Annotated in this window: 25 protein-coding genes and 1 pseudogene; 17 read left to right on the forward strand and 9 right to left on the reverse strand. The window is 59.3% G+C overall.

Features of this window, described 5'->3' with window-relative positions:
- Positions 1–593: 593 nt before the first annotated feature.
- Both E5K04_RS12380 and E5K04_RS12385 read right to left on the reverse strand, forming a co-directional pair.
- Positions 594–1,829, reverse strand: coding sequence for an RNA-guided endonuclease InsQ/TnpB family protein (locus E5K04_RS12380; protein ID WP_136554552.1), 1,236 nt, complete (start codon positions 1,827–1,829; stop codon positions 594–596).
- A gap of 129 nt (positions 1,830–1,958) precedes the next feature.
- Complete coding sequence (locus E5K04_RS12385) at positions 1,959–2,450, reverse strand: hypothetical protein (protein ID WP_136554554.1); 492 nt, start codon at positions 2,448–2,450, stop codon at positions 1,959–1,961.
- Between the two features lie 110 nt (positions 2,451–2,560).
- On the opposite strand from E5K04_RS12385, the gene E5K04_RS12390 reads away from it, so the two are divergent.
- From E5K04_RS12390 to E5K04_RS12400, 3 genes are read left to right on the forward strand one after another with little or no spacing between them, the layout of a single operon-like run.
- Positions 2,561–3,337 carry a PP2C family protein-serine/threonine phosphatase gene (locus tag E5K04_RS12390; protein ID WP_168929220.1) on the forward strand — a complete coding sequence of 259 codons (777 nt, stop codon included), beginning with the start codon at positions 2,561–2,563 and terminating at the stop codon, positions 3,335–3,337.
- Positions 3,334–4,569 (forward strand): MBL fold metallo-hydrolase, encoded by a 1,236-nt coding sequence (locus tag E5K04_RS12395; RefSeq protein ID WP_136554558.1) that lies wholly within the window; start codon positions 3,334–3,336, stop codon positions 4,567–4,569. The genes E5K04_RS12390 and E5K04_RS12395 overlap by 4 nt, the downstream gene beginning before the upstream one ends.
- Before the next feature lie 52 nt (positions 4,570–4,621).
- The gene (locus tag E5K04_RS12400) at positions 4,622–5,698 is read left to right on the forward strand and encodes a hypothetical protein (RefSeq protein ID WP_136554560.1); all 1,077 of its coding nucleotides are present in this window, start codon (positions 4,622–4,624) and stop codon (positions 5,696–5,698) included.
- A 72-nt stretch (positions 5,699–5,770) separates the two neighbouring features.
- On the opposite strand, the gene E5K04_RS12405 is transcribed toward E5K04_RS12400, so the two are convergent.
- Positions 5,771–6,034: a hypothetical protein gene (locus E5K04_RS12405; protein WP_136554562.1), complete on the reverse strand. Its 264-nt coding sequence runs from the start codon at positions 6,032–6,034 to the stop codon at positions 5,771–5,773.
- 112 nt (positions 6,035–6,146) lie between these two features.
- Positions 6,147–6,437, reverse strand: a complete 291-nt coding sequence (locus E5K04_RS12410) for a hypothetical protein (protein ID WP_136554564.1) — start codon at positions 6,435–6,437, stop codon at positions 6,147–6,149.
- 121 nt (positions 6,438–6,558) lie between these two features.
- Between E5K04_RS12410 and E5K04_RS12415 the strand changes: the two genes are divergently transcribed.
- Entirely contained in the window at positions 6,559–7,533 is a 975-nt protein-coding gene (locus E5K04_RS12415; RefSeq protein WP_168929221.1) for a helix-turn-helix transcriptional regulator, read from the forward strand.
- Positions 7,534–7,785: 252 nt separating this feature from the next.
- Here E5K04_RS12415 and E5K04_RS12420 read toward each other — a convergent pair whose 3' ends face one another.
- The 4 genes from E5K04_RS12420 to E5K04_RS12435 form a co-directional block, all read right to left on the reverse strand.
- Positions 7,786–8,070 (reverse strand): hypothetical protein, encoded by a 285-nt coding sequence (locus E5K04_RS12420; protein WP_205700364.1) that lies wholly within the window; start codon positions 8,068–8,070, stop codon positions 7,786–7,788.
- Entirely contained in the window at positions 8,067–8,669 is a 603-nt protein-coding gene (locus E5K04_RS12425) for a hypothetical protein (RefSeq protein ID WP_136554569.1), read from the reverse strand. Before E5K04_RS12425 ends, E5K04_RS12420 begins: the two co-directional genes overlap by 4 nt.
- Positions 8,670–8,770: 101 nt before the next feature.
- On the reverse strand, positions 8,771–9,718 hold the full coding sequence (locus tag E5K04_RS12430) for a hypothetical protein (protein ID WP_136554571.1): 948 nt from the start codon (positions 9,716–9,718) through the stop codon (positions 8,771–8,773).
- 7 nt (positions 9,719–9,725) lie between these two features.
- Entirely contained in the window at positions 9,726–10,088 is a 363-nt protein-coding gene (locus E5K04_RS12435) for a hypothetical protein (protein ID WP_136554573.1), read from the reverse strand.
- Between the two features lie 206 nt (positions 10,089–10,294).
- Here E5K04_RS12435 and E5K04_RS12440 point away from each other — a divergent pair, with 206 nt between their 5' ends.
- Positions 10,295–10,657: a hypothetical protein gene (locus tag E5K04_RS12440; RefSeq protein WP_136554575.1), complete on the forward strand. Its 363-nt coding sequence runs from the start codon at positions 10,295–10,297 to the stop codon at positions 10,655–10,657.
- Positions 10,658–10,855: 198 nt separating this feature from the next.
- Here the strand turns inward: E5K04_RS12440 and E5K04_RS12445 are convergent.
- Positions 10,856–11,548 (reverse strand): annotated as a pseudogene (locus E5K04_RS12445) (IS5 family transposase); the annotation flags it as partial.
- 211 nt (positions 11,549–11,759) lie between these two features.
- On the opposite strand from E5K04_RS12445, the gene E5K04_RS12450 reads away from it, so the two are divergent.
- The 12 genes from E5K04_RS12450 to rmuC all read left to right on the forward strand — a co-directional run bounded on the left by E5K04_RS12450 (position 11,760) and on the right by rmuC (position 21,493).
- The gene (locus E5K04_RS12450) at positions 11,760–12,173 is read left to right on the forward strand and encodes a YbjN domain-containing protein (protein WP_136554577.1); all 414 of its coding nucleotides are present in this window, start codon (positions 11,760–11,762) and stop codon (positions 12,171–12,173) included.
- Positions 12,174–12,182: 9 nt separating this feature from the next.
- A complete protein-coding gene (locus tag E5K04_RS12455; protein ID WP_136554579.1) occupies positions 12,183–12,680 on the forward strand; it encodes a hypothetical protein in 498 nt (165 codons plus the stop codon).
- 75 nt (positions 12,681–12,755) lie between these two features.
- Complete coding sequence (locus tag E5K04_RS12460) at positions 12,756–13,460, forward strand: hypothetical protein (RefSeq protein ID WP_136554581.1); 705 nt, start codon at positions 12,756–12,758, stop codon at positions 13,458–13,460.
- A 157-nt stretch (positions 13,461–13,617) separates the two neighbouring features.
- The gene (locus E5K04_RS12465) at positions 13,618–14,103 is read left to right on the forward strand and encodes a hypothetical protein (protein WP_136554583.1); all 486 of its coding nucleotides are present in this window, start codon (positions 13,618–13,620) and stop codon (positions 14,101–14,103) included.
- 246 nt (positions 14,104–14,349) lie between these two features.
- The gene (locus tag E5K04_RS12470; RefSeq protein WP_136554585.1) at positions 14,350–14,742 is read left to right on the forward strand and encodes a hypothetical protein; all 393 of its coding nucleotides are present in this window, start codon (positions 14,350–14,352) and stop codon (positions 14,740–14,742) included.
- A 49-nt stretch (positions 14,743–14,791) separates the two neighbouring features.
- Positions 14,792–15,316, forward strand: a complete 525-nt coding sequence (locus E5K04_RS12475; RefSeq protein ID WP_136554587.1) for a hypothetical protein — start codon at positions 14,792–14,794, stop codon at positions 15,314–15,316.
- Positions 15,317–15,330: 14 nt separating this feature from the next.
- On the forward strand, positions 15,331–16,632 hold the full coding sequence (locus E5K04_RS12480; RefSeq protein WP_136554589.1) for a DnaJ domain-containing protein: 1,302 nt from the start codon (positions 15,331–15,333) through the stop codon (positions 16,630–16,632).
- Between the two features lie 69 nt (positions 16,633–16,701).
- Complete coding sequence (locus tag E5K04_RS12485; RefSeq protein WP_136554591.1) at positions 16,702–17,505, forward strand: YbjN domain-containing protein; 804 nt, start codon at positions 16,702–16,704, stop codon at positions 17,503–17,505.
- A gap of 9 nt (positions 17,506–17,514) precedes the next feature.
- Positions 17,515–17,769, forward strand: a complete 255-nt coding sequence (locus E5K04_RS12490; RefSeq protein ID WP_136554593.1) for a hypothetical protein — start codon at positions 17,515–17,517, stop codon at positions 17,767–17,769.
- 12 nt (positions 17,770–17,781) lie between these two features.
- Positions 17,782–18,687, forward strand: a complete 906-nt coding sequence (locus tag E5K04_RS12495; protein ID WP_136554595.1) for an ADP-ribosylglycohydrolase family protein — start codon at positions 17,782–17,784, stop codon at positions 18,685–18,687.
- A gap of 189 nt (positions 18,688–18,876) precedes the next feature.
- Positions 18,877–19,392, forward strand: coding sequence for a hypothetical protein (locus tag E5K04_RS12500; RefSeq protein ID WP_136554597.1), 516 nt, complete (start codon positions 18,877–18,879; stop codon positions 19,390–19,392).
- 79 nt (positions 19,393–19,471) lie between these two features.
- Positions 19,472–21,493 (forward strand): DNA recombination protein RmuC, encoded by a 2,022-nt coding sequence (rmuC, locus tag E5K04_RS12505; RefSeq protein WP_136554599.1) that lies wholly within the window; start codon positions 19,472–19,474, stop codon positions 21,491–21,493.

Here is a 21,493-nt window from a genome sequence, read left to right on the forward strand (position 1 = left end):
GGAATGCCATTGTCCATACTCATTAAAAGTCAAACTTCGCGCGTGTTGGCCTCAACCGATCCCCTGAGATGGGTATCGTATATTAGGTTGCCTTATGGTAACAGATTGAAACGATGTGGGCGCTATCAAACCTGCAACTCTAGAGGCATCGCAATTCGATATGCATCACATCTTTACAATTAGTTAATTCAGATATACTTGGGATCGTTAGAGAAACTTTGGCCGCAGAGAAACTCGACGACCCTGATGCCGCACGATTGCGAGGGCTGCGTGGAAAGGAAAGCTCGAGGTTGGTGCGGCACGTGCGTCGGCCGCGGTCGAAAGGGGGCGCCCCGCCAGCGGCAATGTGTGCCGCGTGCCGCCAAAGGGGGGGGGTCGGCAGGTGGCGGGGCTGGCTTCAGCCTAGCGCATGTAACAGGCAGTGAAGGTGGCCTTTGGCCGCCAGTGGGACGCCATGATCTCTGTTAATAATAGGGAGCAACCCGTGCGATATCCGATCTGCAAGGAGGATGCGTTGACATCCTCCCCGCCCTCTCGCTTCGCGAGCCAGCCTTGAGGCTGGAAAGGACGGGGATTCCTACCGCGTCTGGCCGCTAGGCGGCTAGCTCGCCTCGGTGGGTTCCTGCTGCTGGCGGTATGACTGCGCCGCTCACTTCACAGGCTAGCCGGGCAATGTCCTGCCCTTGTTTTAATACGGCCTCGCCACGGCGAAGCACATTGATCGCACCGACCAGATCGGCATAGGCCTCGAAACCGCACGCCACACAGCGGAATGCCGCTTGCGTCTGGCGATTCAGTTTCGAGACATGACCACATGCCGGATTCGGACAGGTCTGGCTGGTATGGTGCGGCGGCACCGCGATCAAGTGCCCACCCCGCCACGCCAGCTTGTAGTCCAACTGCCGGCGAAACTCGTACCAACCTTGATCCAAGATCGCCTTGTTCAGCCCCTTCTTGGCGCTGACGTTGCGCCCCGGCGCTTCCGCCGTACCCGCCGCAGACTTCGACATATTTTGCACTTGCAGGTCTTCGATACAGACAATCGCGTGGTTTTGGCTGATTGCGGTCGAGGCCTTGTGCAAGAAGTCTTTGCGGACGTTGGCGATGCGAGCTTGGATTTTCTGGACGCGGGCTTTCGCCTTTTTCCAGTTGTTCGAGTATTTGGTTTTACGGCTCAACGCCTGCTGCGCCTTGCGTAGCGTGGCCTCGTGCTGCTTGAAGCGGCTGTTGACCGGCGCGATGAAGCGGCCATCGCTCAAGGTGGCGAAGCGGGCGATGCCCAGATCAATGCCGACGATGCCCCCTTGCGGGACAGGCTGCGCCACCTCGCGCTCGGTCTGGATGGACACAAACCACTTGCCCGCATGTCGGCTGACGGTGACGTTCTTGACGGTGCCCACCACCTCGCGGCTGTTGCGGTAACGCAGCCAACCCAGCTTCGGAAGGAAAATACGATCATTCATCTGATCCAGTTTGCAGCCTTGCGGATAGCGAAAGCTGTCGCCGTGCCCTTTCTTCTTGAAGCGAGGGAAGTCCGCCCGCTTGGCGAAGAAGTTCTTGTAGGCGCGTTCCAAGTCTTTGAGCGACTGCTGCAAAGCTTGGCTGGGGGTTTTGCTCAGCCATGGTGTTTCAGGACTGTTGCGCCATTCGGTAAGGCGCTTTGTCATGGCGTTGTAGCCAATGAATTTGCCACCCACCTCGTGATTCTGCTGCTGCAAAGCCAAGCCCTGATTGAACACGAAGCGGCACGCCCCGGCGAAGCGACGCATATTGCGCTGCTGTTCGCCGTTCGGCATAAGTTCGTATTTGTAGGCTTGAAGTCGTTGCATAACAATAGTTTACTGGCTTCTCAGAGATTTCAAAGCCCTCTGGGTAAATGGACGCCTGCGGCGTCCGCGCTATCCATCCCCGCCATGAATGACGGGGCTTTTCGCGCATTCTGGTAAGCCCGCTGCAGGCTAAGGCTTGCTCTTTTCCAGCGCTGCGCACCGCGCATCCTGTTGTGACTGCTCGCGAGCCAGGGCGGCGGCGGGCCAGTGAGGGTCGTCCAGGCAGCGCTGGCAGACGACGGCCAGCGTTTCGCTGTCGCTGGGTTGGCAGTGCCAGCCTGATCCGGCTTGCCAGTAAAAGCTGCCATCCAATCGCTCGTAGGCGCTGTGCGGCGCGCTCATCGGAACGGGCGCCTGGCAGCGCCCGCAGACGCCGACCGGCCCTGTCGGGAAGTTGACGGCAACGCCTTCGTGGCGCATCGCCGCCGCGCAACCGGCATCGGCGCACGGCGGACAAAACAGGTACAGCACGTCCGCTGCCATGATCTCCAGCTCGACGCGAACCTGCCCGTCCGGCTGCTTGGCATAGTGCAGGCATTGCCGGTTAAGGCTGAGCTCGACATGTTGCTCCGGTAGCACCTGGCCGCAAGCGAGGCAGTTGCCCATGGTTTCTGTTTGCATGATTCATCCTCTTTCATCTTCATCCGCTTCGTTTCACCATGCATCGCGACATTATTTGTCGCTTGCCTAGCGCATAATGCAAATGCATCATGCATAAAACAGGAGATTCGATGCTGGAAGTTGCCTACACACAGCACCGCGGCAAGCGCAACCCCAGGCAGCAGGACGCCTTGTGGAACGGTGCGGCCTGCCTGCAGCAGGTCGACGCGGAGCCGGCCGTGCACGCGCTGGGTTTGCCAGTCTGGCTGGCGGTAGCCGACGGCGTTGCGTCCAGCCCGTCGGCAGAGCGAGCCAGCCTCTTGGTGGTCGAAGCGCTGGCCAAGCGCGTACCGGAGCAGGGCTTGTCCGCACGCACCCTGCGTACGGTGCACGGCACGCTGTGCGACCGCTACGCCCGTGGCGCGACGTTCGGCAGTTCTACCACCGTGGTGGCGGCGCAGTGGACGGCCGATGGCGTGACGGTGCTCAACTGCGGCGACAGCCGTGCCTACCTGATTGCCGGCGCCGGTGGCTGGACGCGGCTAAGCCATGACCACACCGTGCTCAACGAGCTGATCGCAGCTGGGCAGGCCGACCCGGGCACCGAGTACGCCAGCCTGTACCACGCGTTGTCCGATTGCCTGGTCGCCGACCACGACGAGGACCGCTTCGCCATCCACCAGGCCAAAGCCTCTCCCGTGCCGGGCGATTGCCTGTTGCTGTGCTCGGACGGCGTACACGACACGCTGGGCGAGGCGCGGCTCAAGGCCTTGTTCGATCCGGCGCTGTCGCTGTCGCAGCAAGTTAGCTTGTGGCGCGAGGCGGTGCTGGCCGCGGGCGCACCGGACAATTTTTCGCTGATCCTGGCCCGTTGGGCGGACAGCACGGACAAGGAGAATGCCGCATGAAGGTGCGTATCCACCGGGGGTGCCAGCAGATTGGCGGCACCTGCGTCGAGCTGCAATATCAGGATTGCCGGATCGTACTCGACTTCGGCCTGCCGCTGGACGGTGACGCGGCCGATGGCGCGCTGCTGCCGGCGCTGGTGGAGGGGCCGCTCGCCGCCGTGCTGGTTTCCCACCCGCACCTCGACCACTACGGCCTGCTGCACCATCTGCCGGCGGACACGCCGGTGGCGATGGGGGCGGCCGCACGGCGCATCATCGAGGCCGCCGCGCCGTTTACCGGCCAGCCTTTGCCGCCGCTGGCCGGCCCGACGCTGGCGCACCGGCAGGCGCTGCAGATCGGCCCGTTCCGGGTGACGCCTTATCTGGTCGACCATTCGGCCTACGACGCGTACGCCTTTCTGGTCGAGGCAGGCGGCAAGCGGCTGTTCTACAGTGGCGACTTCCGTGCGCACGGCCGCAAGAGTGGCCTGTTCGAGGCCATGCTCAGCCAGCCGCCGCAGGACATCGACGTGCTGCTGATGGAAGGCTCTTCGCTGTCCCGCCCGGAGGGGCAGGAGGGCTTCCCGACCGAGACCGACCTCGAAAACGAACTGGCCAGCCTGTGCCGCGAGGCGCCGGGCTTGGTGATGGTGCATGCCTCCGCGCAGAACATCGACCGCATCGTCAGCCTGTACCGTGCCTGCAAACGGAGTGGCCGCACCCTGGTCATCGACCTCTATACCGCGGCGGTGCTGGCGGCGACCGGCAACGCCAACATCCCGCAGTCGTTCTGGCCGCAGGTGGCGCTGTACACCCCCGAGCGCCAGCGCAAGCAGATCGTCAGGCTGCAGGCGTTCGAGCTGCTGCAGAAGCATTCGGCGCGTCGCATCTATCCGGAGCAACTTAAGGCCATCGCGGCGAACGCCGTGCTGCTGTTCCGTCCCATGCACATGCAAGACCTGGACGCGGCGGACTGCCTGCAAGACGCCAGCTTCGTGTTCTCGCAGTGGGCGGGCTACCTGCAGCAGGACGGTTACCGCGCCATGCAGGACTGGCTGGCGGCGCGCGGCATCGGTATCCGCCACCTCCATACCTCGGGGCACGCCAGCACGGCCGACCTTCGGCGTTTCGCCGCCGCGCTGAACCCCCGGCAACTGGTGCCCATCCACAGCTTCGCGCCGGACGAGTACCCAAAACAGTTCGCCAATGTCGTGCCGCGTCAGGATGGCGAATGGTGGACGGTGGCGGCGTGAGGTGGCGATACAGTTATGTCTTTTGGATTGCCAATTTTTCAGGAGAGCCTGAGTGTTTGATCCATTGAAGTTGTGGGAAGTGAACCGGGAGGAGCGGTTTTACTGTGCCTTGCTCGCGCATGCCGTTCTGTCCTCAAGCCGGGTGAGGGCGGCCATCTGCGAGGCAATCAACGGTGTCACCGGCAGTCACCTCGACCCCGAAGGGCTGGAAGTCTATGTCGAGGTCGCAGCTATGCGGGATTACTGGAACCGTCTGGGTGGCCCGTCCAGAAATGGGGGGGATGACCGTAAGCTGGAGGTGTTGCGTAAAATCTTTGCGAAAGAAAACTTGCCGGAGAGCATGCTGCAGAGCCCGGTCTTCCGGACGAAAACTGGGGCGCTTCCCAATCCTGGGAAATGGGGGATCGAGGAGATCAGCAAGGCATTCCCTGAATATGCCAGTGATGAGAAGCTTAATAGTTTCAGAATGATCAAGTATTCGTTCAACGCAAAGCCTGACATGTTGTTCGTGTCAGGTGGCGAGGCTGTTTTGGTGGAAGCAAAGATTGAATCTGGTGAATCAATGTACGAGGGCGGGATCTCTCAGACTGCTGTTCAGGGAAAAATTTCCGAATTGGTCAAAGATCTGGCGCCTTGCTATCAGGAGACTAGGTTTTTCAATACCATGCTGGTCTTGAAGCAGAATCGTGATCAACCAGTTCTGACATGGTCTGCCGTGATCGGGTGTTTGGAATCCGTGACTTCAGAGCATGCTGATGAAATAGACCCGTTTACGATGCGTTGTTTCCATCAATTGATCAGAAATACGGCCAGTCAGATCAAACCAGAGCGTCGATCGACAAGAAAAGTGGCGGATTGCGGCGCATTTGATATGGAAGATCTGGATGGCGGGTTTCTACTGAAGGTGGTGGCCAATATGAAGCGAGACCCAGAGGCCAAGGTCAGATTCGGCACGAGCGGTAATGGATTCACGCCAAATTATGTGATTTCGTATGGTGATGGCCGGACGGTCTGCTTTGCCGGCTGCAATCATCAGACCATGCCCAAAGGCAAAATGTTCTCGGAGAAAAATCTGTCTGGTTTTTTTTCAAGGCTGGACATTGTGCCGCAGATCAAGAAGGCTGGTTAGTATTAAATGTCATAAATATTTCATACACCCCTCTTCGTGGAATGGCGTGTTAAGGGGGATGAACTCGATGCGTTAACCTGCAAGTCCCTCGACCTTTGTGGGCGTGACTTCCACCACCAGGTGGTTTTCGTCGAGTTTCACCTCGAACGCCTGCGCACCGGTGAACGCCATCAGGTACATCATGTAGGGGGCTGTGCCGTGCTTCAGCCCGCGGGCGTGCGCGTAGCCAACCGCGCCCGGCCACATCTCGCCGACGACCGGCTGTTTCCAGGCGTCTTCGCACGCCCATTGCTGCACGTCTTGAAAATCGGCGAGGGTGGCGGTGATCATGGCCATAGCAATTTCCTTAAATGTGAATTTCCGGATGATAGAGCTGGGTGTGTTCGCTCGCTTTGTCGTGGATTAAGCAAACTACCGGCGTGCGGCGGCTTGCTCGCCTGTTTAACGCCTAGCCAACCGTCCTCTGAAGAACCGCGCGCTCGTCGTTGGTGGGAGAGAGCCTGCGCCGCACCTCCATCCGGGCGCGCACCACCATCAGCGGAATCTGGGCCGGACAAGGTCCGCCGGCGATTTGCTCCAGTCGCGCGTGCGCCGACAGGGCGTTGCGCAGTTCCAGCAGCGGGATCCGTTCGAGCGGCGTGCTGGTGAATACATGTCGCAGCCGATCGATTTCCTGCAGGAGGGTGTACTGAAGGGCGCCGTCCTGCGTGTCGTTGGGGTATGCGGGTTCGCTGTGCATTGGCAAATCATGCCTTGCGCATGCGACAATCCATGTCGCATTCATGTTTCAGTATCTGGGCGTGGCTGCACGACACAGCCCGCCCTATCCCCTGTACATCGTCCACGTTTTTGGAGAGCCAATGAGCCAGACCCTGCTGCGCCACCTGTGCATGCTGCGCGAAATTCCCCGTTCCCCGCGTTCGATCGATTGCCAGACCCTGCAGAGCCGACTGGCACAGCAGGGCTACGAAGTGACCGTGCGGTCGATCCAGCGAGATCTCAATTCACTGTCCAGCGTACTGCCGCTGATCAGCGACGGGGCCAAGCGGCAGGGTTGGTCCTGGATGGCCGACGGCGGCGAGGTCGGCCTGATGGGGATGGACGCGCACGAGGCGATGACGCTGAAGCTGGTGCAAGGCCAGCTTGCGCAACTGCTGCCGACCGCCACGCTTGAGCACCTGCAGCCTTATTTCACGCAGGCTGACCGCATTCTCGCGCAGCGTGGCGGCAAGTTCGCCCATTGGCCCGACAAGGTGCGGGTGTTGCCCAAGGGGCAGCCGTTGCTGGCGCCCCAGGTCAGCCCTGAGGTGCAGTCGGCGGTGTACGAGGCCTTGCTTGGCGATTGCCAGCTCGATATCGAGTACATGCGCCGCGATGCCACGGAACCGAAGCGCTATTTGGCCCATCCGGTGGCACTGGTGCTGCGTGGCCAGGTCAGCTACCTGCTGTGCATGCTACGAGACTACGAAGACATCAGCCAGCTCGTGTTGCACCGGATCAAAAGCGCCCGGCTGATCGATGCGCCAGCGCGCAAGGCCGACGGCTTCAACCTCGATGCGTATATCTCGCAGGGCAAGCTGGGTTTTGCCCACGGTGGGCAAGTGCGGCTGGAAGCCGAGTTCCACGAACATGCCGTGCAGACGCTGATGGAAACCCCGCTGAGTGAAGACCAGGAACTGATTCCGGCGACGTTGGGCACCAGCGGCCGCAACATGCGCTGGTTGCTGACGGCGACCGTCAACGACACCGGCGAGCTGGAGACCTGGCTCAACGGCTTCGGCAAGCTGTGTCTTAGGTGGCGCAAGGTGCCGTTGGGGCAAGCTGCAAATAACTAAATATTGCGACATGTTCTGTCGCATGACTATCCGATGCTGCAGGAGTGGCCCGTACAGGACACGCCTTGCTCGACTCGCCCCGCACCTGCTTGGCTGTGCGTGGGCAGGCCGTCCTTGCAGGGGATAGCGTGCCGGCGGATCCGGCAGGGGGAAATCGAATGCTGGACAAGGCAGTAGCGGCATTGCAGCAGGCTGATGGCCTGCTGGTAACGGCAGGGGCGGGCATGGGGGTTGACTGTTCCATAAGCTTGCTCAAAGTTGAGGAATGGATTTGTCCGAACTCCGTTGGCGCAGCTTGCGCCGCCCAACTGGAGCTTCTTGACGCTCAGTTGCGCCGGAGGAACGTGATTGCAGAATCCGCAGCACCTCGCGATGCGGCATGAAACGGGTAATCTCCGGATCATGGAGTTTGAGTTTCACATTCCGGGCAGCGTTGAAATCCGCTTGGATCACGTCCCCGTTTGCACTTACGGAAACCTCAATTTTAGTCAGCAACGTCGCGGTAAGTACGCGATTCTTCGATGTGCTGTTTTTCAAAAAACCGGTTTCTGGAAGTCACAATAAGGAACGTGCTGCAGCTCGCCGCCAGAAAAGCGTGCGGAAACCGACAGCACATCTTCGAGCGTGCCGCCTCGTGCGAGCGTCGTTCTGGCCACCCATTCCCAAAACTCGGGTAGCTCGCCGAGTTTGCCAAGATCGACGGAAGTTACGGCCCCTCTCCAGCGGCCGAGACTCAGCAAATAGCTGGTGCTCTTGCGGAGCGCGAAAACGGTCACATACTCGTCCATCACGCCTGGCCGCCATGCGGCCGCAGGCGCCATCCCCGCATGCACCATCATGTTGATCACCTTCTGGATGCGCCGCTCCGTGACGTTCCGGGCGTAATCTCGGATGTACATGTCCAAGGTCAGCACGGTCAACACGATTCCGTTTAGGACGTCCTGGATGCAGACAAGGAATGCCTTTTCAATTGGACACCACAGCAAAATATGGATCAGATGAGTTTCTAAGGAATGGCCGATTCTTTTGCCAAGACCGGTGTTAAGCAGTCTGACCAGTTCATCTGTAGAAATGCTGAATCGTTCAGTTAAACGCATCTGCGCGTGAGCAGATAGAGAAGAGATTTTACGAAGCATTGAAAATCTCGGCAGCCATTACCAGTGTATTGACTACGTCAATGTAGACGAACACTTGGCAATTTGTGGGTCTGCCGAAATTTTTTGCAGTATCGTAGTTTCTAGAAGTAGCCGAAAGCCAGCGAATCCGTTTTCTTGTCGACCGGAAGCACTTCGTTAGGCAAAATGCCGTCCATCGCCGGCAGCAACGCCGAATGTTCCGGGCCAAGGGGTGCCACATACTCTCCGCCCATGGCGTAGCCAAGTTTTGATAGCCCAGTCGATACCCCATCCAAGGCGGTCACCACCACCTTAGCTGTCTCACTCTGAACCTCCTTGGCTGGCTGAACAAACCACGGGCGAATGCCTAGACCAACGGTCTGTATGAGGTCAAACATCAGTTTAGACGCCAGCGATTGAGCAACCTCGTCCACGGTACCCTCGTTGCCGCTACCCATGGTGAGGGTGACAAGTTTTCCTTCAAGCGCAAACGAAACCCCGAACGCATCCTCGCCCAGTGGCAATCGACGCTCCAGGAAAGAGCGTCGCTTGTAGGTGCTCACCTGCACCACAAACTCTCCCCGCGGCTTGAAGTTCTTGTTGGACTCGTGTTTCGGATTGGCGAACGTGTTGAACTGGTTTTTGAACGCGTTAGCCGCCTCTTCGTAGTCCTCGCCCGAGCAACCCTGGGCACAAGGCAGTATCTTGACCGTAGGGAGATAGGCAATGATTTTCTCACCGCTGGCATATTTCTTTGCATCCTCGTTGGACGCAACACCGCGGATGAAATCATCGCTCACCACTTCGGGTTTGTTGGGATTCTGTCGGTAGACCATCAGGGCGATGTCCTTGAATTGGCCGAGTGGTTCGACAATTAAGGGGTTCGTGGTACGGACAGCTCCTTCCGGGATGTTCGGGACAGGCTGCTTACTGAGAGCATCCTCGGGCAGTACCTTCAGGAGGGCTTTGGTCAGCCCCGACGGTTCGGCTTGTGCTATTCCTGCGAAAAGCAAGGAGGCAGTAATGATTGCGCGAATAATCATGGGGCGTTTTTGGCTGTTCTGCTGCATGAACGACTTAATGCTCGCTGCAGGCCACGGTAACGGGAATGCTGGTGATCTTTTCGCCCTTGTACGTTCCGCTTAATGTACCCATGTTTTTTTCAGGTTTGCCAATTGGCACATAGCTGATCTTTAGGGAGCCATCCTTGCTCTGGTGCTCTCCTTTGACTTCGGTCGGGAGGGTTTCTCCGTTCAGTTTGACATGCACCACTTTCCCGCCAGCGTTTACAGCGACGTCGTATTCGTTGACAACGTACTTTCCTTTGGAGGCATACACACAGGCCTCGTAGCCTTGTTGCTTCTTGACCGGAGCGAAATCAGCAGCAAAGGTCACGCCTGTAGCAGCCATCAAAAGCACGGCCGTGCAAATTTTCTTCATGAAAATATCCTCAGTTTCTGGTGGAGCGTCGCAATTAGACCCTTTTGAGTCGAATATGTCAAAAACATAGTCTGGGCTGGTTGGGTGTAGTCGTCCCTGCACTCGCTCAGTGCTTCTTTCCTGAGTCCGCAACGCCCCAACAGGTGTTTGCCATCTCTCGGTGCAAGAGAAGGGGTCATATCGACCCCCCATGCAAGGAGAGAAGCATGCCTGTCCTGAAGAGTGCGCCCTTGGCGCAAGAATTTTTCTCATTCAACCCGGGTCAGCTATTCGCAGAGCTGGCGCTGTCCGCTACCGCGCGCGGTGCGAGCAAGATTCGGATCCATACCACTGAAGACGGTTTCTTCCTTTCTAACGACGGCGAACCGATCCCGGATCTGGCCTCGCTGTTCCAAAGTGCCGAGCAAGCGGATACCTTGTTGCTGGCCTTGCTGGCGTGCTGCCGGCGCGTGCGTATCGTTTCAGGTACGCAACAGATGGATGTTTTAAGCCGGGATGCCGTCGTGCAGAACGTATTTGCCAGACCGGCAGAGGTGCGCTGCGAAGACCGCATCATCTCACTGTCCTGACCCATTGCGCGGAAAACCACGGATTCAGCCCGAGGTTTGCCGCGCACCTAAGGACACGCTGAACAAATACGCTCCAGCGCGGCATGGCTGGCGACGCCGACTGTGAACGCGAGATTGCCCGCACGGTCGGGCGTATCAGCTGCTGGTTTTCGTTCTTCAACGAACCGGGGAATGGTCATTTCCCGTTTCATTGCCATTTCAGGGCGCACCTTGGGCGTTGAGCCCGAGTAGACGTCGCTTGGCGATCAACAGGTTTGCCAGTGCGAACAGCGTCATCAACTGCGCGGCGTTCTTGGCCAGCCCCCGGTAACGGACCTTCTTCAAGCCAAAGCGGTTCTTGATGATATGGAAGGGATGTTCAACCTTGGCGCGGATGCGGGCCTTGATAGTTTCAAGCTGATCGCGCAACCGGTCGATTTCCTTGCTCATGTCCAGCGCGCGCCGCTTGCCGGGCCGCATGGCGATATTCCAGCGTACCTTGCCCTGGGCTTCCGGCCGTTTGCCAGCACCTTGATAGCCGGCATCCCCATAGCCCTCCTGCTCGTCGCCATGCAGCAGCGCTTGTGCCTGGGTAACGTCATTGACGTTCGCCGCCGTGCCGATGACCGTATGCACCAAGCCCGAGGCGGCATCCACGCCGATGTGCGCCTTCATGCCGAAGTGCCATTGGTTGCCCTTCTTGGTCTGATGCATCTCGGGGTCGCGCTCGCCCTTCGCGTTCTTGGTCGAGGACGGCGCCGCGATGATCGTGGCGTCAACGATGGTGCCTTCGCGCAACATCAGGCCCTGGCTAGCCAGATGCGCCTTGATCGTGGCGAAGATAGTTTCGGTCAACTGGTGTGTTTCGAGCAGGTGGCGGAACTTGAACGCCAGTGATTGCGACGCAATTTGTCGCGATATTGTGCGATGATTTTCGCATGGGCAGTCAGTCAAATTGACGGCCTAATACGGAGGTAATCACGGTACAACAGTCTGGGTCTAGTGGAGTGGTGGTAGAAATAAACATCTGAGCAATCAATCCTTCTATTGCTGTTCAGATGAAATGTGTGACTAGACCGTGCTTAGGTTGTGTACATGTAGATGACTGTTTGAGGGGGGGTATATGTTTGAGAATTTCATTGATGAAGACAAAGTGACCGCCAGCCTACTTATGCAGTTGTTCGCGCTGGCATCGATAGAAACAGATATCCTGGAGGTTGGAGATTTTACTGCGTATGTCTTTGATCAAAAAATCTTCGTAACAGTCGACACCGAGTATAAGCGGATTGATTTTCGCTCGTACTATCAACTTACCACAAAATCCGACAGGCTAAAGAAGCTGAATTTGGTGAACCGGATGAATGCGCAGTTCGTGTCCGGCAGGTTCTTCGTGGAGGAGGATGAGTTCCTGACCGGTGCTGCCATCGTCAATTATGTTGGAGGCGTTTCGGCGCTTGCTGTCTTGGAGACGATGAAAATATTTGCGGCTGGGATGGCCAAAACGGAAGAGATGGATGTGGATGGCTTGCTTTTGTAGGGGGTGGCCATGAACTGGGTTGAGTTGTCGCTGTATATCTGTTTGTTTGTGGCCATTGTTTTGTTGTTTGCTGGTGCTAGTCGGCGTGTAATCATTTATTTTGATTTGTCGGAAGTGATGGTTTCACTGCTTGCGGTATTGCTACCAGTTTTTTGTTACATCATGTACGGGAGCGGCCCGTTTGAAAACTGGTGGGCGAGAACTCTATGGGAGTTTGTGGCAACGCCGCTAGCCGGTTTGTTTGGCGTCTTGTTTTTTGCGTTGAATTTTATCCAGGCATGGAATAACAGTGGCAGCGCTTTGATGGCTTTGGTTGTTGGGGTGTTTCGGTTGTTCTTTGTAGCGTTTTTTGTCGTGATAGTATTTGGGCAGTTGGAACGTTTGGAAAAGCGGAAGGCGTCAGAGAAGATTGGGGCGGTTCTTGTGATTTTTCTGGCTGGGATGCTGGCTAGGGCGTTGGTAAATGGTATGGAAGTTCGTCATGCTCAACACTTCCGCCCCAAGTAAAATTATGGTAAATTTTGATAAGCAGAGTCCGACGCGGTGCTTAATTTAATTTGGCAATCTAAGAAAGGGTCTTGAATGACTGATTGGCATCAGGTTGACATGGCTGGTGATGTAGGCACGCAACTTCAGATTCCGCGTTCGAAAAATCGCATTCGGGCGGTGTCGCAGGCAGTTCACCAGTTCTTTGGGGCTCATGGTAGGGATGCACTTTTCTCCTACAAAAATAAAGATGATTCGAGCTTTGGTTTGGATGATTACTTTTATTTTCATCGGCCAGAAATGATCTCTATAAGGTGTCGTAGAAAGCACGAAATTCTTTCGATGCCTTACATTTTTAGTGATGTCAATTTATCTGCAAAGAATAGTTACAAATTGTTTGTTGCAGATTTCTACTCGGAGAGCGCTATTCGTATTTTGGACCAAGTCCTTGAGTCTGGGCCGGTGCGCGGCTTGGAGCAGAAACTTGTTTTTGAACATGTTCGCCCATGCAAGTCAATTCTTGAAGAGCTGCGGGTTAGGATCGATGTTGCTGATGAGGATTCGCTGAATGATTTCTTTGAGGAACGATTGCTCGTTGCTATCCTGACCAAGGAAGAAAATGAGTTGGTAAACAAAACAAGGGTTGATGGGAAGAGCATCATGTCACACATGCCAGATAATGGCGGTATTTTTGCTAGATATGTCGCGGCGAATGTGGAGAACGATGCAGGTATTCAGTTGTATATGCCGAATGAAGCCCATCGCAGTAAATTGATTGCATCCCAGTTCCCTCTGCTCTAATCGCATTTTGGGCGCCAAGAAGATAATTTTAATTCTCTTGGCGCTATTCTAAGTAAAATTTCATTTCTAATTAATTCTGGCTGCTGTGCTTATTATTTATGATCGGTAGTTTGGGTTTTATTGGTTATTTGAATTCTTCGACGTCATAGAGAATTGAATGACAATTCAATCATGTGAGTTATTGCTATACAGAGGCTCTAAGGCTCGTATGCAGGAGTTGCCGCTTGAGATGTATTTCTCTTTGAATGGTGCTCGTCCTGACTTTTATATTTCGCGCACCTCGCTTCGGCGTGGCTATTGTGGAAGTTGGGAGATTCATGATGGCAAGCTCTACTTGATTGGATTTGATGCTGTATTGAAAGATGGAGCAAGTTTTGCTATGGAAAATCTGTTCCATGGATGTAGCGAAAGAGTTTTTGCTGAATGGTTTACAGGTGTGTTGCATGTTTCACAAGGTGCTAGGGTCGGCGGCGATCGATATAAGCCAATATTTGAATCAAGTTTTGAATTGAATTTAGAGAGTGGCATCGTTGTGAAAACAACAGAACGCAATGATTCACTCTATGGCAAGGCTCACTACTATAGCGATAGTGAAGTTTTAAACGATCTTAATTATGTGATGAAGGTTTTGAGAATTAAATAGAAATGTTGCACCGTATGATTGTGATGTGTATTTTGAACAAGCCACGCCGATCCAGTAACGCTAAGGCTTCTTTTCACGTGAACGGCTGCGCTCAGGCGTTTCGCTAGGGAACTCGACCAGTGTCTATCCGGAGCATGGTAGGCGGGGAGTTTCGAGAAGCCCTCTTCCGTAGCCAATAATCACGACGCAATCTGTCGCATTGCCATGTCATGATGAGTGCATCCAACCCACGCAAGGATGCCGCACATGACGACCCAAAACGTTTCCTGCCTGACCACCACCGCCTTCAACGACCACCCGCTGCATTGCCCGTGCTGTGGTGCACGGGTGCTCGACGTGACCGCGCCCGGGCAGCCGCAACTGACGCCTTGCCCGCACACTTTGTATATCGCGAGCGACGAGGGGTTCGAATACATCGGCCCGCAAGCCCGTCCCGTCATCGAGGCGCTGGGGATAGCGGTGGACGGTGACATGGCTCCGATGCTCAGTTGCGCACGGGACAACGAAGCCTTCGACGAAGGGTTCAATGCGCTGACCGACCGGGTGACTGCCAGCATCGACGACGCGTTCAAGCTGGAACTCGGCGGCCCGGCGCCCGCCGGGCTTGCGGTTTACGTCGGCTTCGCGCCCGCGCGCTGAGTTTCCCGTCCACCGACCGCCCCGCGCTGAGCGGGGCAGGAGAGTCGTCATGGCAAACGCGATCACTGCAGCAAATGAAACCGCCCGCCTGCCGCTCGGGCAGGCGCTGTATGCCTACGGGCAAACGCTGGGCACCGAGCATCCCGACTATGTCGAGTCCGCCAGCGAGGGCATGGCGTCCTTGTGCTTCACCGTGCAGGGCGATCCATGGGTGCTGAAGGCTTACGTGCAAAGCGACGAGGCCGACCGCGAGTTGGCCGTGATCCTGGTCACGCCCTTCGAAGTGGCGGACGAGCACTTGGACGCAGCGTACCGGCTGGCCGGGCTGATCAACGCCGAGCAGCGGGTGCCCGGCACGCTGCTGCTGGTGGGGGGACGTTTCCAGCTGACCCAGCGCCTGCACCTCGCCCAGTTGGCGCTGGATCCGGCGCTGATCGACAGCATGCTGGGGCCGCTGTGCGCGCTGTTCCACCACTGGGCAGACGAGCTGGACGCGTTGGCCGAGGGGGTGTCATCCGCCGACGCGCTCTACGCGGCCGGCTCGGCCCGTCCCTTCCATGAAGGCCACTTTTAAAACGGTGGATCACCATGCAGGCCGACCCCTACCAGACACTCGGCGTGGCGCGCGACGCGACGGACGAACAGATCCGCCAGGCTTATCGCCGCGCGGCGATGCGTTGGCACCCAGACCGCAACCCCGGCCGGCAGGCCGAAGCCGAGCGCCGCTTCAAGGAAATCGGCGCCGCCTACGCCTTGCTTGGCGATCCAGCCCGCCGCGCTGCGTACGATGCCGAATGCCGCCGTACGGGGGCATCGGCCTCGTGGTCGGGTTCTCAGTGGCAGCAGGGTGCGAAGGCGCAGCGGCAGGGGCCGCAGCAGGACGACAAGCAGCGCCAGCAGGGCAAGCAGCAGCGCAAGGCACAGCCTGAACCGGAGCCAGAGCCGGAGCCATTTTTTAATGAGGAAGACGACGAAGAGGTACTCCGCACCGAAGCGTGGTCGCTGGCCCGGCTGTTGCTGAGCCAGGCGCTGAGCTGCGAAATGATCGCCGGCGTGCTGTACGGGCAAGGCATTCCGTTGGCCATGGCGATCGAAGTGGCGCGCGCTGCGTGCGACGAAGCGGCCCGCGAGCGGGGAGGCGCCGGTCGCGGCCCCCAGTCGGGGCGCTTTGCCGAAAGTGCCGAGTGGGATGACTCGTCCGATGAATATTGGGAGGAGACCGACCGTTTCGCCTCCCGCCCAGAGCCGGTGCCGCCTGCTGCACCGCCGCCACGCAAAGACCGCAGCGGTTTACTGGTGCTGGTCGTGGCGGTTTTGGTTACTGCTTGGGGACTACAGCAGCTCTCTTCGTCCGAGGTGCCGGCAGAGCCACCCGCCGCAGTGCAAGCCAGCACCGCCACGGCACTGCAGGAAGTCTCCCCGCCTGCGGCAGCGCCGGAGGCAGAGCAGCCGGACACGCTTGAGCCGCCTGCCGCAGCTGCGTGGGCGGACGACTGTCCCGACTGCACGACTGGTCGGGACGCGGCACCACCTGCAAAAGTTCGCCAGAACGCCGCGATGGCCGGCTGCACCGACGCGGTCTGCACCGACGCGCTCGAGAGCGCCGCCAGTCCCTTGCGGCGGCTGGCCGACCCGCCCATCAAACCCTCCTTCGATTGCCGGGCCGCCCGCCAGCCCGTCGAGCACCGGATCTGCGCCAGCAACGAACTGGCCACGCTCGACCAGCGCATGTTCGCTGCGTATCAGGCGCTGCGCCCCTACGCCGACGCTGAGATTTTGCGCGCGGAACAGCGTCAATGGCTGCGCACGCGTAACGCCTGCGAAGAGATGGCGTGTCTGCGGGCGGCCTACCAGCAGCGGATTAGCCAACTCGAAGCAGGCCTGCCCTGAACGCGACACGGACTGTCGCTTCCGTATGTCATGATGTGTTCCGTTGCCTAAGCGGATAAGGAGCAAGCCATGAGCCGTACCTACCAGCCCGTTTCCCTGGAAGCCCTGGCCGACGTCGAAGACATCGGCCACCTGCAAGTAATCGCGCCACCGACGCTGAGCGCAGGCGACGCCGTCTGGCTCGACCGCCTGAGCGAGGACGAACTGCAACTTGTGACCGTGCACGCAGGAGAGCCCATTCCCGCCGGCGCGACGGTGTACCTGGCCGGCGAATGCGATGAGGAAGAAGTGCAGCTGAGTCGCGGCGGGTCGACGGATAGCCCGTGTTTCGGCCTGCGCCGTGTGCCGCAACGCACCGGAGATGAAACCGGCGTTCCGGCGCGTGACTGGTCGGCGTTGCCGCTGGGCACGGTGGCGCGCGACTTCTGCGACGAGCGCTTTGACGGCCGCTGCGAATTGAGCGGCGAAGCCGAAGCGGGTATCACGGTGTTCACCACCGGGTACACCATCCAAGGCCAGGCGCACTACAAGCTGTTCATCGAGGCCGAGGAGCGTCGCTGCTGGCTGGCGCTGTTCCTCTACACGCCACTGTTTGTGCCGGAAGCGCGGCGCGACGAGCTATGCCGTCTGCTGATGCACATCAACGACCAGTGGCGGGTGCCCGGCGCGCTGCTGCTGAGAAACGGCGGCCAGATCTGCTACCGGCAGATCGTCGACTTTGAAGGCTGCGAAGTCACCCCGCGCGCACTGCACAACATGCTGCAAATAGCGGGCGACGTACACGCTACCTGGTTCGACGCCTACGCACGCGTCGCACTGGCCGGGCAGTCGCTGGAAGACGTGCTGGCCAGCCGCCAGCAGGCACAAGACTGAGAGGACACCATGTCACGCTGCATCCATTGCGGCTCGGCCGCCTACGGCCCGGCCTGCCCGTATAGCCCAAACCATTACCACGAGCACGGCGACGACCCCACGCGCTGCGACTTCTGCGGCAGCCGTGCCTACGGGCCGGCGTGCCCGTACAGCCCCTACCGTGTCCACCGGCACGCCCATGGCGACCGCTGCCGCTGGTGCGGCCAGCGGCACAGCCGCGGCGTCGGCTGCCCGTATTCGCCCAGCAACTACCACGAACACTGAACGGAGTGATCCATGCAGCAAGAACAACGCTACCTCGGCTGTCTGCTCGGCCTCGCCTGTGGCGATGCGGTGGGCACCACCGTCGAATTCCAGCCGCGCGGCGGCTTTGCACCGCTGACCGACATGGTCGGCGGCGGCGTATTCGGCCTGCCGCCCGGCGCCTGGACCGACGACACCTCGATGGCGCTGTGCCTGGCCGAGAGCCTGCTCGCGCGGGACGGTTTCGACGCGGCCGACCAGATGGACCGCTACCTGCGCTGGTGGCGTCATGGCCATCTGAGCAGCACCGGCGAATGTTTTGACATCGGCGGCGCCACACGAATGGCGCTGTCCCGCTACGAGAAAACCGGCGAGCCTTTTAGCGGCAACCCTGACCCGCACTTCTCCGGCAACGGTTCCTTGATGCGCGTCGCGCCGGTGCCGATGTTCTACCAGGGGCATCCTGAGCTTGCGCGCTACGCCGCCGACAGCGCGCGCACCACCCACGCATCGCCCGAAGCCATCGAGACTACCCAGCTGCTGGCGGCCCAACTGTCGGTCGCGCTGGCCGGCGGCAGCAAGCAGGCCATCGTGTTCGAGCACGGCTTTACCGCACAAGAAGCGAAAGTAGCCGAGCTCGCCCAGGGCCACTGGCAGGGCAAGGACGAACTTCAGATCCGCGGCAGCGGCTACGCCGTCGAGTCGCTGGAGGCCGCGCTGTGGTGCTTCTGGCGGGCGGACAGCTTTGAAGAAGCGGTACTGATGGCCGCCAACCTCGGGCAGGACGCCGATACCACCGCCGCGATCTGCGGCCAGCTCGCCGGCGCGCACTGGGGGGTCGAGGCGATTCCCGCGCACTGGAGGCGCCGGCTGGTGCATGGCGAGCTGATTGCCAAAATGGCGCGGGCGCTGTGGCAAAGTGCCACCGCAATCCGCTGAAAGGGCCGTCATGCAACCCTTTATGCCTGAGTCGGTGCTGACCCCGCTCGATGGGCGATCCCTGTTCTACCCGTGCAGCGGCGCAGATTGGCAAATGCCGATCCAACTGTTCGCGCCGTGGATCAGTGATTTCTGGTTCGTGGACAAGGCCTACTTCACCTCGAAATCGGCGCTCGAGGAGCCCCGCTGTTGGCGAGGGCCCCCCTGTACCGTCTGCTTGACGTACAGGTCGAAGGCCCCGCGCTCTGGGATCGCCGCGCGCCGCACATTACGCCCTGTGTGCGCAGCGAAACCTACAGGCACGAACCAAGTGGTCGTGTCGTGCGGATCCATCGTCGGCGCGGCTACGGGTTTTCAGCCCTGCGCAAAGCTGTATTCGGCGAACTGGGCGTTTTTTTCTATCGCGGTGACAGCATGGGTGAGGGCGGGAGCGGCAATCTTTGGCTCCTCCGCGAACATGTCCGTGAAGTGCTGCGCTGCTTGCCGGCGGGAGGCTTGTTTGTGACCGACGGCTCACAGCATGGAAGAGCCGAGCGCGGTGAGTACGACAGCTTCTGGCGTTACCGTGACCTCAAGGTGGAGGACGTCCAGGCCCTGCTGCAAAGTGCCGAGCCTTTTGCTGACGGTGCGGGGCGGCAGTTCCGGTGTGTCGGCTATGCCGGGAGGCGCTATGGGCGCACGTTGGCGTGGCAGCGGCTGACCTGATTTCGCCGGGAATCGGCGCTGGCTTGGACTTGCCCAGTTTGGGTAACATGTATCTGATTGGAATATTTTTGGAGGCTTCATGTCGAATCCCGTTTTGATTTCTGTCATGTTGATGTGGGGGGCGGCCTGTCTGCTGGTGGCCTGGCTGCTGCATGGCCGGCTCAGGGCCCAGCTGGCTACCCGGCAGGTAGAACTGGAAGGCGAGCTGGCGGCCGCCGTGTTGCGCCGGGACGGGGTCGAGCAGCAACTGAATGAACAACTCGCCAAGAGCAATCAGTTGGCGGCGCAGCTTGAGGTGGCCCGGCAGCAGGGGGTGGCCGACTCGGTCAGCCGGGCCCAGATCGAGGAGAGGCTTTCCCAATTCACCGCGCTGCGCGAACAGCTTCAACAGCTGGAGCAACAGCTGAATACCGAGCGGAGCGCGCACGGAAACACACGCGATCTGTTGTCGAACGCACATGCAGAGGCGTCCCGGCTGGAGGAGCGGCTGGCAACCCTGCCGGCGCTATCGGCCAAGATGGTCACTGCAGAGCAGGCGCAACAGGATTTGGCCGGTCAGCTGGCGACATTGCGTGAAGAACACAGTGCCGTGCGGGCGGCTCACGAAGTCCTGACGCTGGCGCGGGACGAGTCGGCCGAACAGCTCAAGCGCGTACAGGCGCAGCTGCTGGAGCAGTCGAATGCGCTGATGGCCGTACAGCAGGAGCGCGCGACGCTGCTTGAGCGAGTCGAAGCATTGACGCCGCTGGGTGAGCAGCTGGCAGGGGTGCAACAGCAGTTGATGGCCAGCCGAACCGAGCTTGCGGGTGCCCGCGAGGAAGGGGCTGCCGCACAGAGTTCCCTTGAGGCCCAGAAGAGCGTGGTGGCTGACCTAGTTCAGCGACTGGATCAGACCCGCGTGGCGCGGGAGCGCGCCGAAACAGAGCTGCGGACGGTCTCCAGCGAGTTGACTGCCTTGCAGACCCAGCAAAGTGCGGATCGCGAACATGCAGAACAGCAACTGCGGCTGCTGGAAGAAGCGCGCAAGGCGATGGGTGTGCAGTTCGAAAACCTGGCCCAGCAGATCTTTGAAGCCAAAGGCCAGCGCTTCGCGGAGCAGAACCAGCAGTCGCTGGGCAATCTGCTGACGCCGCTGCGCGAGCAGTTGACCGACTTCAAGACCCGCGTTGAGCAAGTGTACGTCGACGAAGGAAAGGGGCGGAGCGAACTCAAGAGCCAGGTCGAAATGCTGGCCAACCTCAACAAGACCCTGCGTGACGAAGCACGCAACCTGACCCGAGCCCTGCGCGGCGATAACAAGACGCAGGGCGACTGGGGCGAATTCATTCTCAAGGACTTGCTCGAGCAACTGGGCCTGATCCCGGGGCAGCACTTTGTTGAGCAACCGAGTGTGGTGCGTGAAGACGGCAGCCAGGGCCGCCCCGACGTCGTGATCAACCTGCCTGAGGGCCGCAAGCTGATCGTCGACGCCAAGGTGTCGCTGGAAAACTACGTCCATTACGTCGAAGCGGAAGACGACCTGCAGCGCGAGCAGGCGTTGACGGCGCACTTGGCGTCGGTGCGCAACCACCTTAAGGGTTTGTCGCTGCGCGAGTACCAGAAATTGCCCGGACTCGAAGGCATCGATTTCGTGCTGATGTTCATGCCAGTGGAGCCGGCCTTCATGCTGGCGACTACCCGGGACCGCAATCTGTTCAAGGACGCCTGGGACAAGAACGTCCTGCTGGTCAGCCCGTCGACACTGATGTCGGTGGTGCGCACGGTTTCCCATTTGTGGCGGCAGGAGACGAGTAACCGGCAGACGCAGGCGATCGTTAAATGCGGCACCCAACTGTATGAAAGCGTCGTCGCTTTCGTGGGCGAGATGGACCTGCTGGGCAAACGCATGCAGCAGGCCCAGCAGGCCTTCGACAGAGCCAATCATCGCCTGACCAGTGGCAACAACAACGTGGTGCGCAAATCGCTGCAGCTCAAGGAGTTCGGGATTGCCTCCGAGCGCCAGTTTGGCGCTCAGCGGGTAGGGTTGGCCGAACTTGCTTTGCCCGAACCCAGTGCCGTGAGTGAGGACGAGGCGCTGGTCCCGACGGCTGAGTCGGTATAG

The organism is Crenobacter intestini, assembly GCF_004919095.1.
In the GTDB taxonomy this organism is placed as follows: domain Bacteria; phylum Pseudomonadota; class Gammaproteobacteria; order Burkholderiales; family Chromobacteriaceae; genus Craterilacuibacter; species Craterilacuibacter intestini.

Coding starts and splice junctions, on each gene's coding strand:
- E5K04_RS12405 (WP_136554562.1), bottom strand. CDS start 6,034: ATGGCCATGATCACCGCCACCCTCGCCGATTTTCAAGACGTGCAGCAA.
- E5K04_RS12385 (WP_136554554.1), bottom strand. CDS start 2,450: ATGCAAACAGAAACCATGGGCAACTGCCTCGCTTGCGGCCAGGTGCTA.
- E5K04_RS12380 (WP_136554552.1), bottom strand. CDS start 1,829: ATGCAACGACTTCAAGCCTACAAATACGAACTTATGCCGAACGGCGAA.
- E5K04_RS12430 (WP_136554571.1), bottom strand. CDS start 9,718: ATGCAGCAGAACAGCCAAAAACGCCCCATGATTATTCGCGCAATCATT.
- E5K04_RS12440 (WP_136554575.1), top strand. CDS start 10,295: ATGCCTGTCCTGAAGAGTGCGCCCTTGGCGCAAGAATTTTTCTCATTC.
- E5K04_RS12410 (WP_136554564.1), bottom strand. CDS start 6,437: ATGCACAGCGAACCCGCATACCCCAACGACACGCAGGACGGCGCCCTT.
- E5K04_RS12425 (WP_136554569.1), bottom strand. CDS start 8,669: ATGCTTCGTAAAATCTCTTCTCTATCTGCTCACGCGCAGATGCGTTTA.
- E5K04_RS12415 (WP_168929221.1), top strand. CDS start 6,559: ATGAGCCAGACCCTGCTGCGCCACCTGTGCATGCTGCGCGAAATTCCC.
- E5K04_RS12450 (WP_136554577.1), top strand. CDS start 11,760: ATGTTTGAGAATTTCATTGATGAAGACAAAGTGACCGCCAGCCTACTT.
- rmuC (WP_136554599.1), top strand. CDS start 19,472: ATGTCGAATCCCGTTTTGATTTCTGTCATGTTGATGTGGGGGGCGGCC.
- E5K04_RS12435 (WP_136554573.1), bottom strand. CDS start 10,088: ATGAAGAAAATTTGCACGGCCGTGCTTTTGATGGCTGCTACAGGCGTG.
- E5K04_RS12390 (WP_168929220.1), top strand. CDS start 2,561: ATGCTGGAAGTTGCCTACACACAGCACCGCGGCAAGCGCAACCCCAGG.
- E5K04_RS12495 (WP_136554595.1), top strand. CDS start 17,782: ATGCAGCAAGAACAACGCTACCTCGGCTGTCTGCTCGGCCTCGCCTGT.
- E5K04_RS12485 (WP_136554591.1), top strand. CDS start 16,702: ATGAGCCGTACCTACCAGCCCGTTTCCCTGGAAGCCCTGGCCGACGTC.
- E5K04_RS12490 (WP_136554593.1), top strand. CDS start 17,515: ATGTCACGCTGCATCCATTGCGGCTCGGCCGCCTACGGCCCGGCCTGC.
- E5K04_RS12395 (WP_136554558.1), top strand. CDS start 3,334: ATGAAGGTGCGTATCCACCGGGGGTGCCAGCAGATTGGCGGCACCTGC.
- E5K04_RS12480 (WP_136554589.1), top strand. CDS start 15,331: ATGCAGGCCGACCCCTACCAGACACTCGGCGTGGCGCGCGACGCGACG.
- E5K04_RS12460 (WP_136554581.1), top strand. CDS start 12,756: ATGACTGATTGGCATCAGGTTGACATGGCTGGTGATGTAGGCACGCAA.
- E5K04_RS12455 (WP_136554579.1), top strand. CDS start 12,183: ATGAACTGGGTTGAGTTGTCGCTGTATATCTGTTTGTTTGTGGCCATT.
- E5K04_RS12470 (WP_136554585.1), top strand. CDS start 14,350: ATGACGACCCAAAACGTTTCCTGCCTGACCACCACCGCCTTCAACGAC.
- E5K04_RS12475 (WP_136554587.1), top strand. CDS start 14,792: ATGGCAAACGCGATCACTGCAGCAAATGAAACCGCCCGCCTGCCGCTC.
- E5K04_RS12465 (WP_136554583.1), top strand. CDS start 13,618: ATGACAATTCAATCATGTGAGTTATTGCTATACAGAGGCTCTAAGGCT.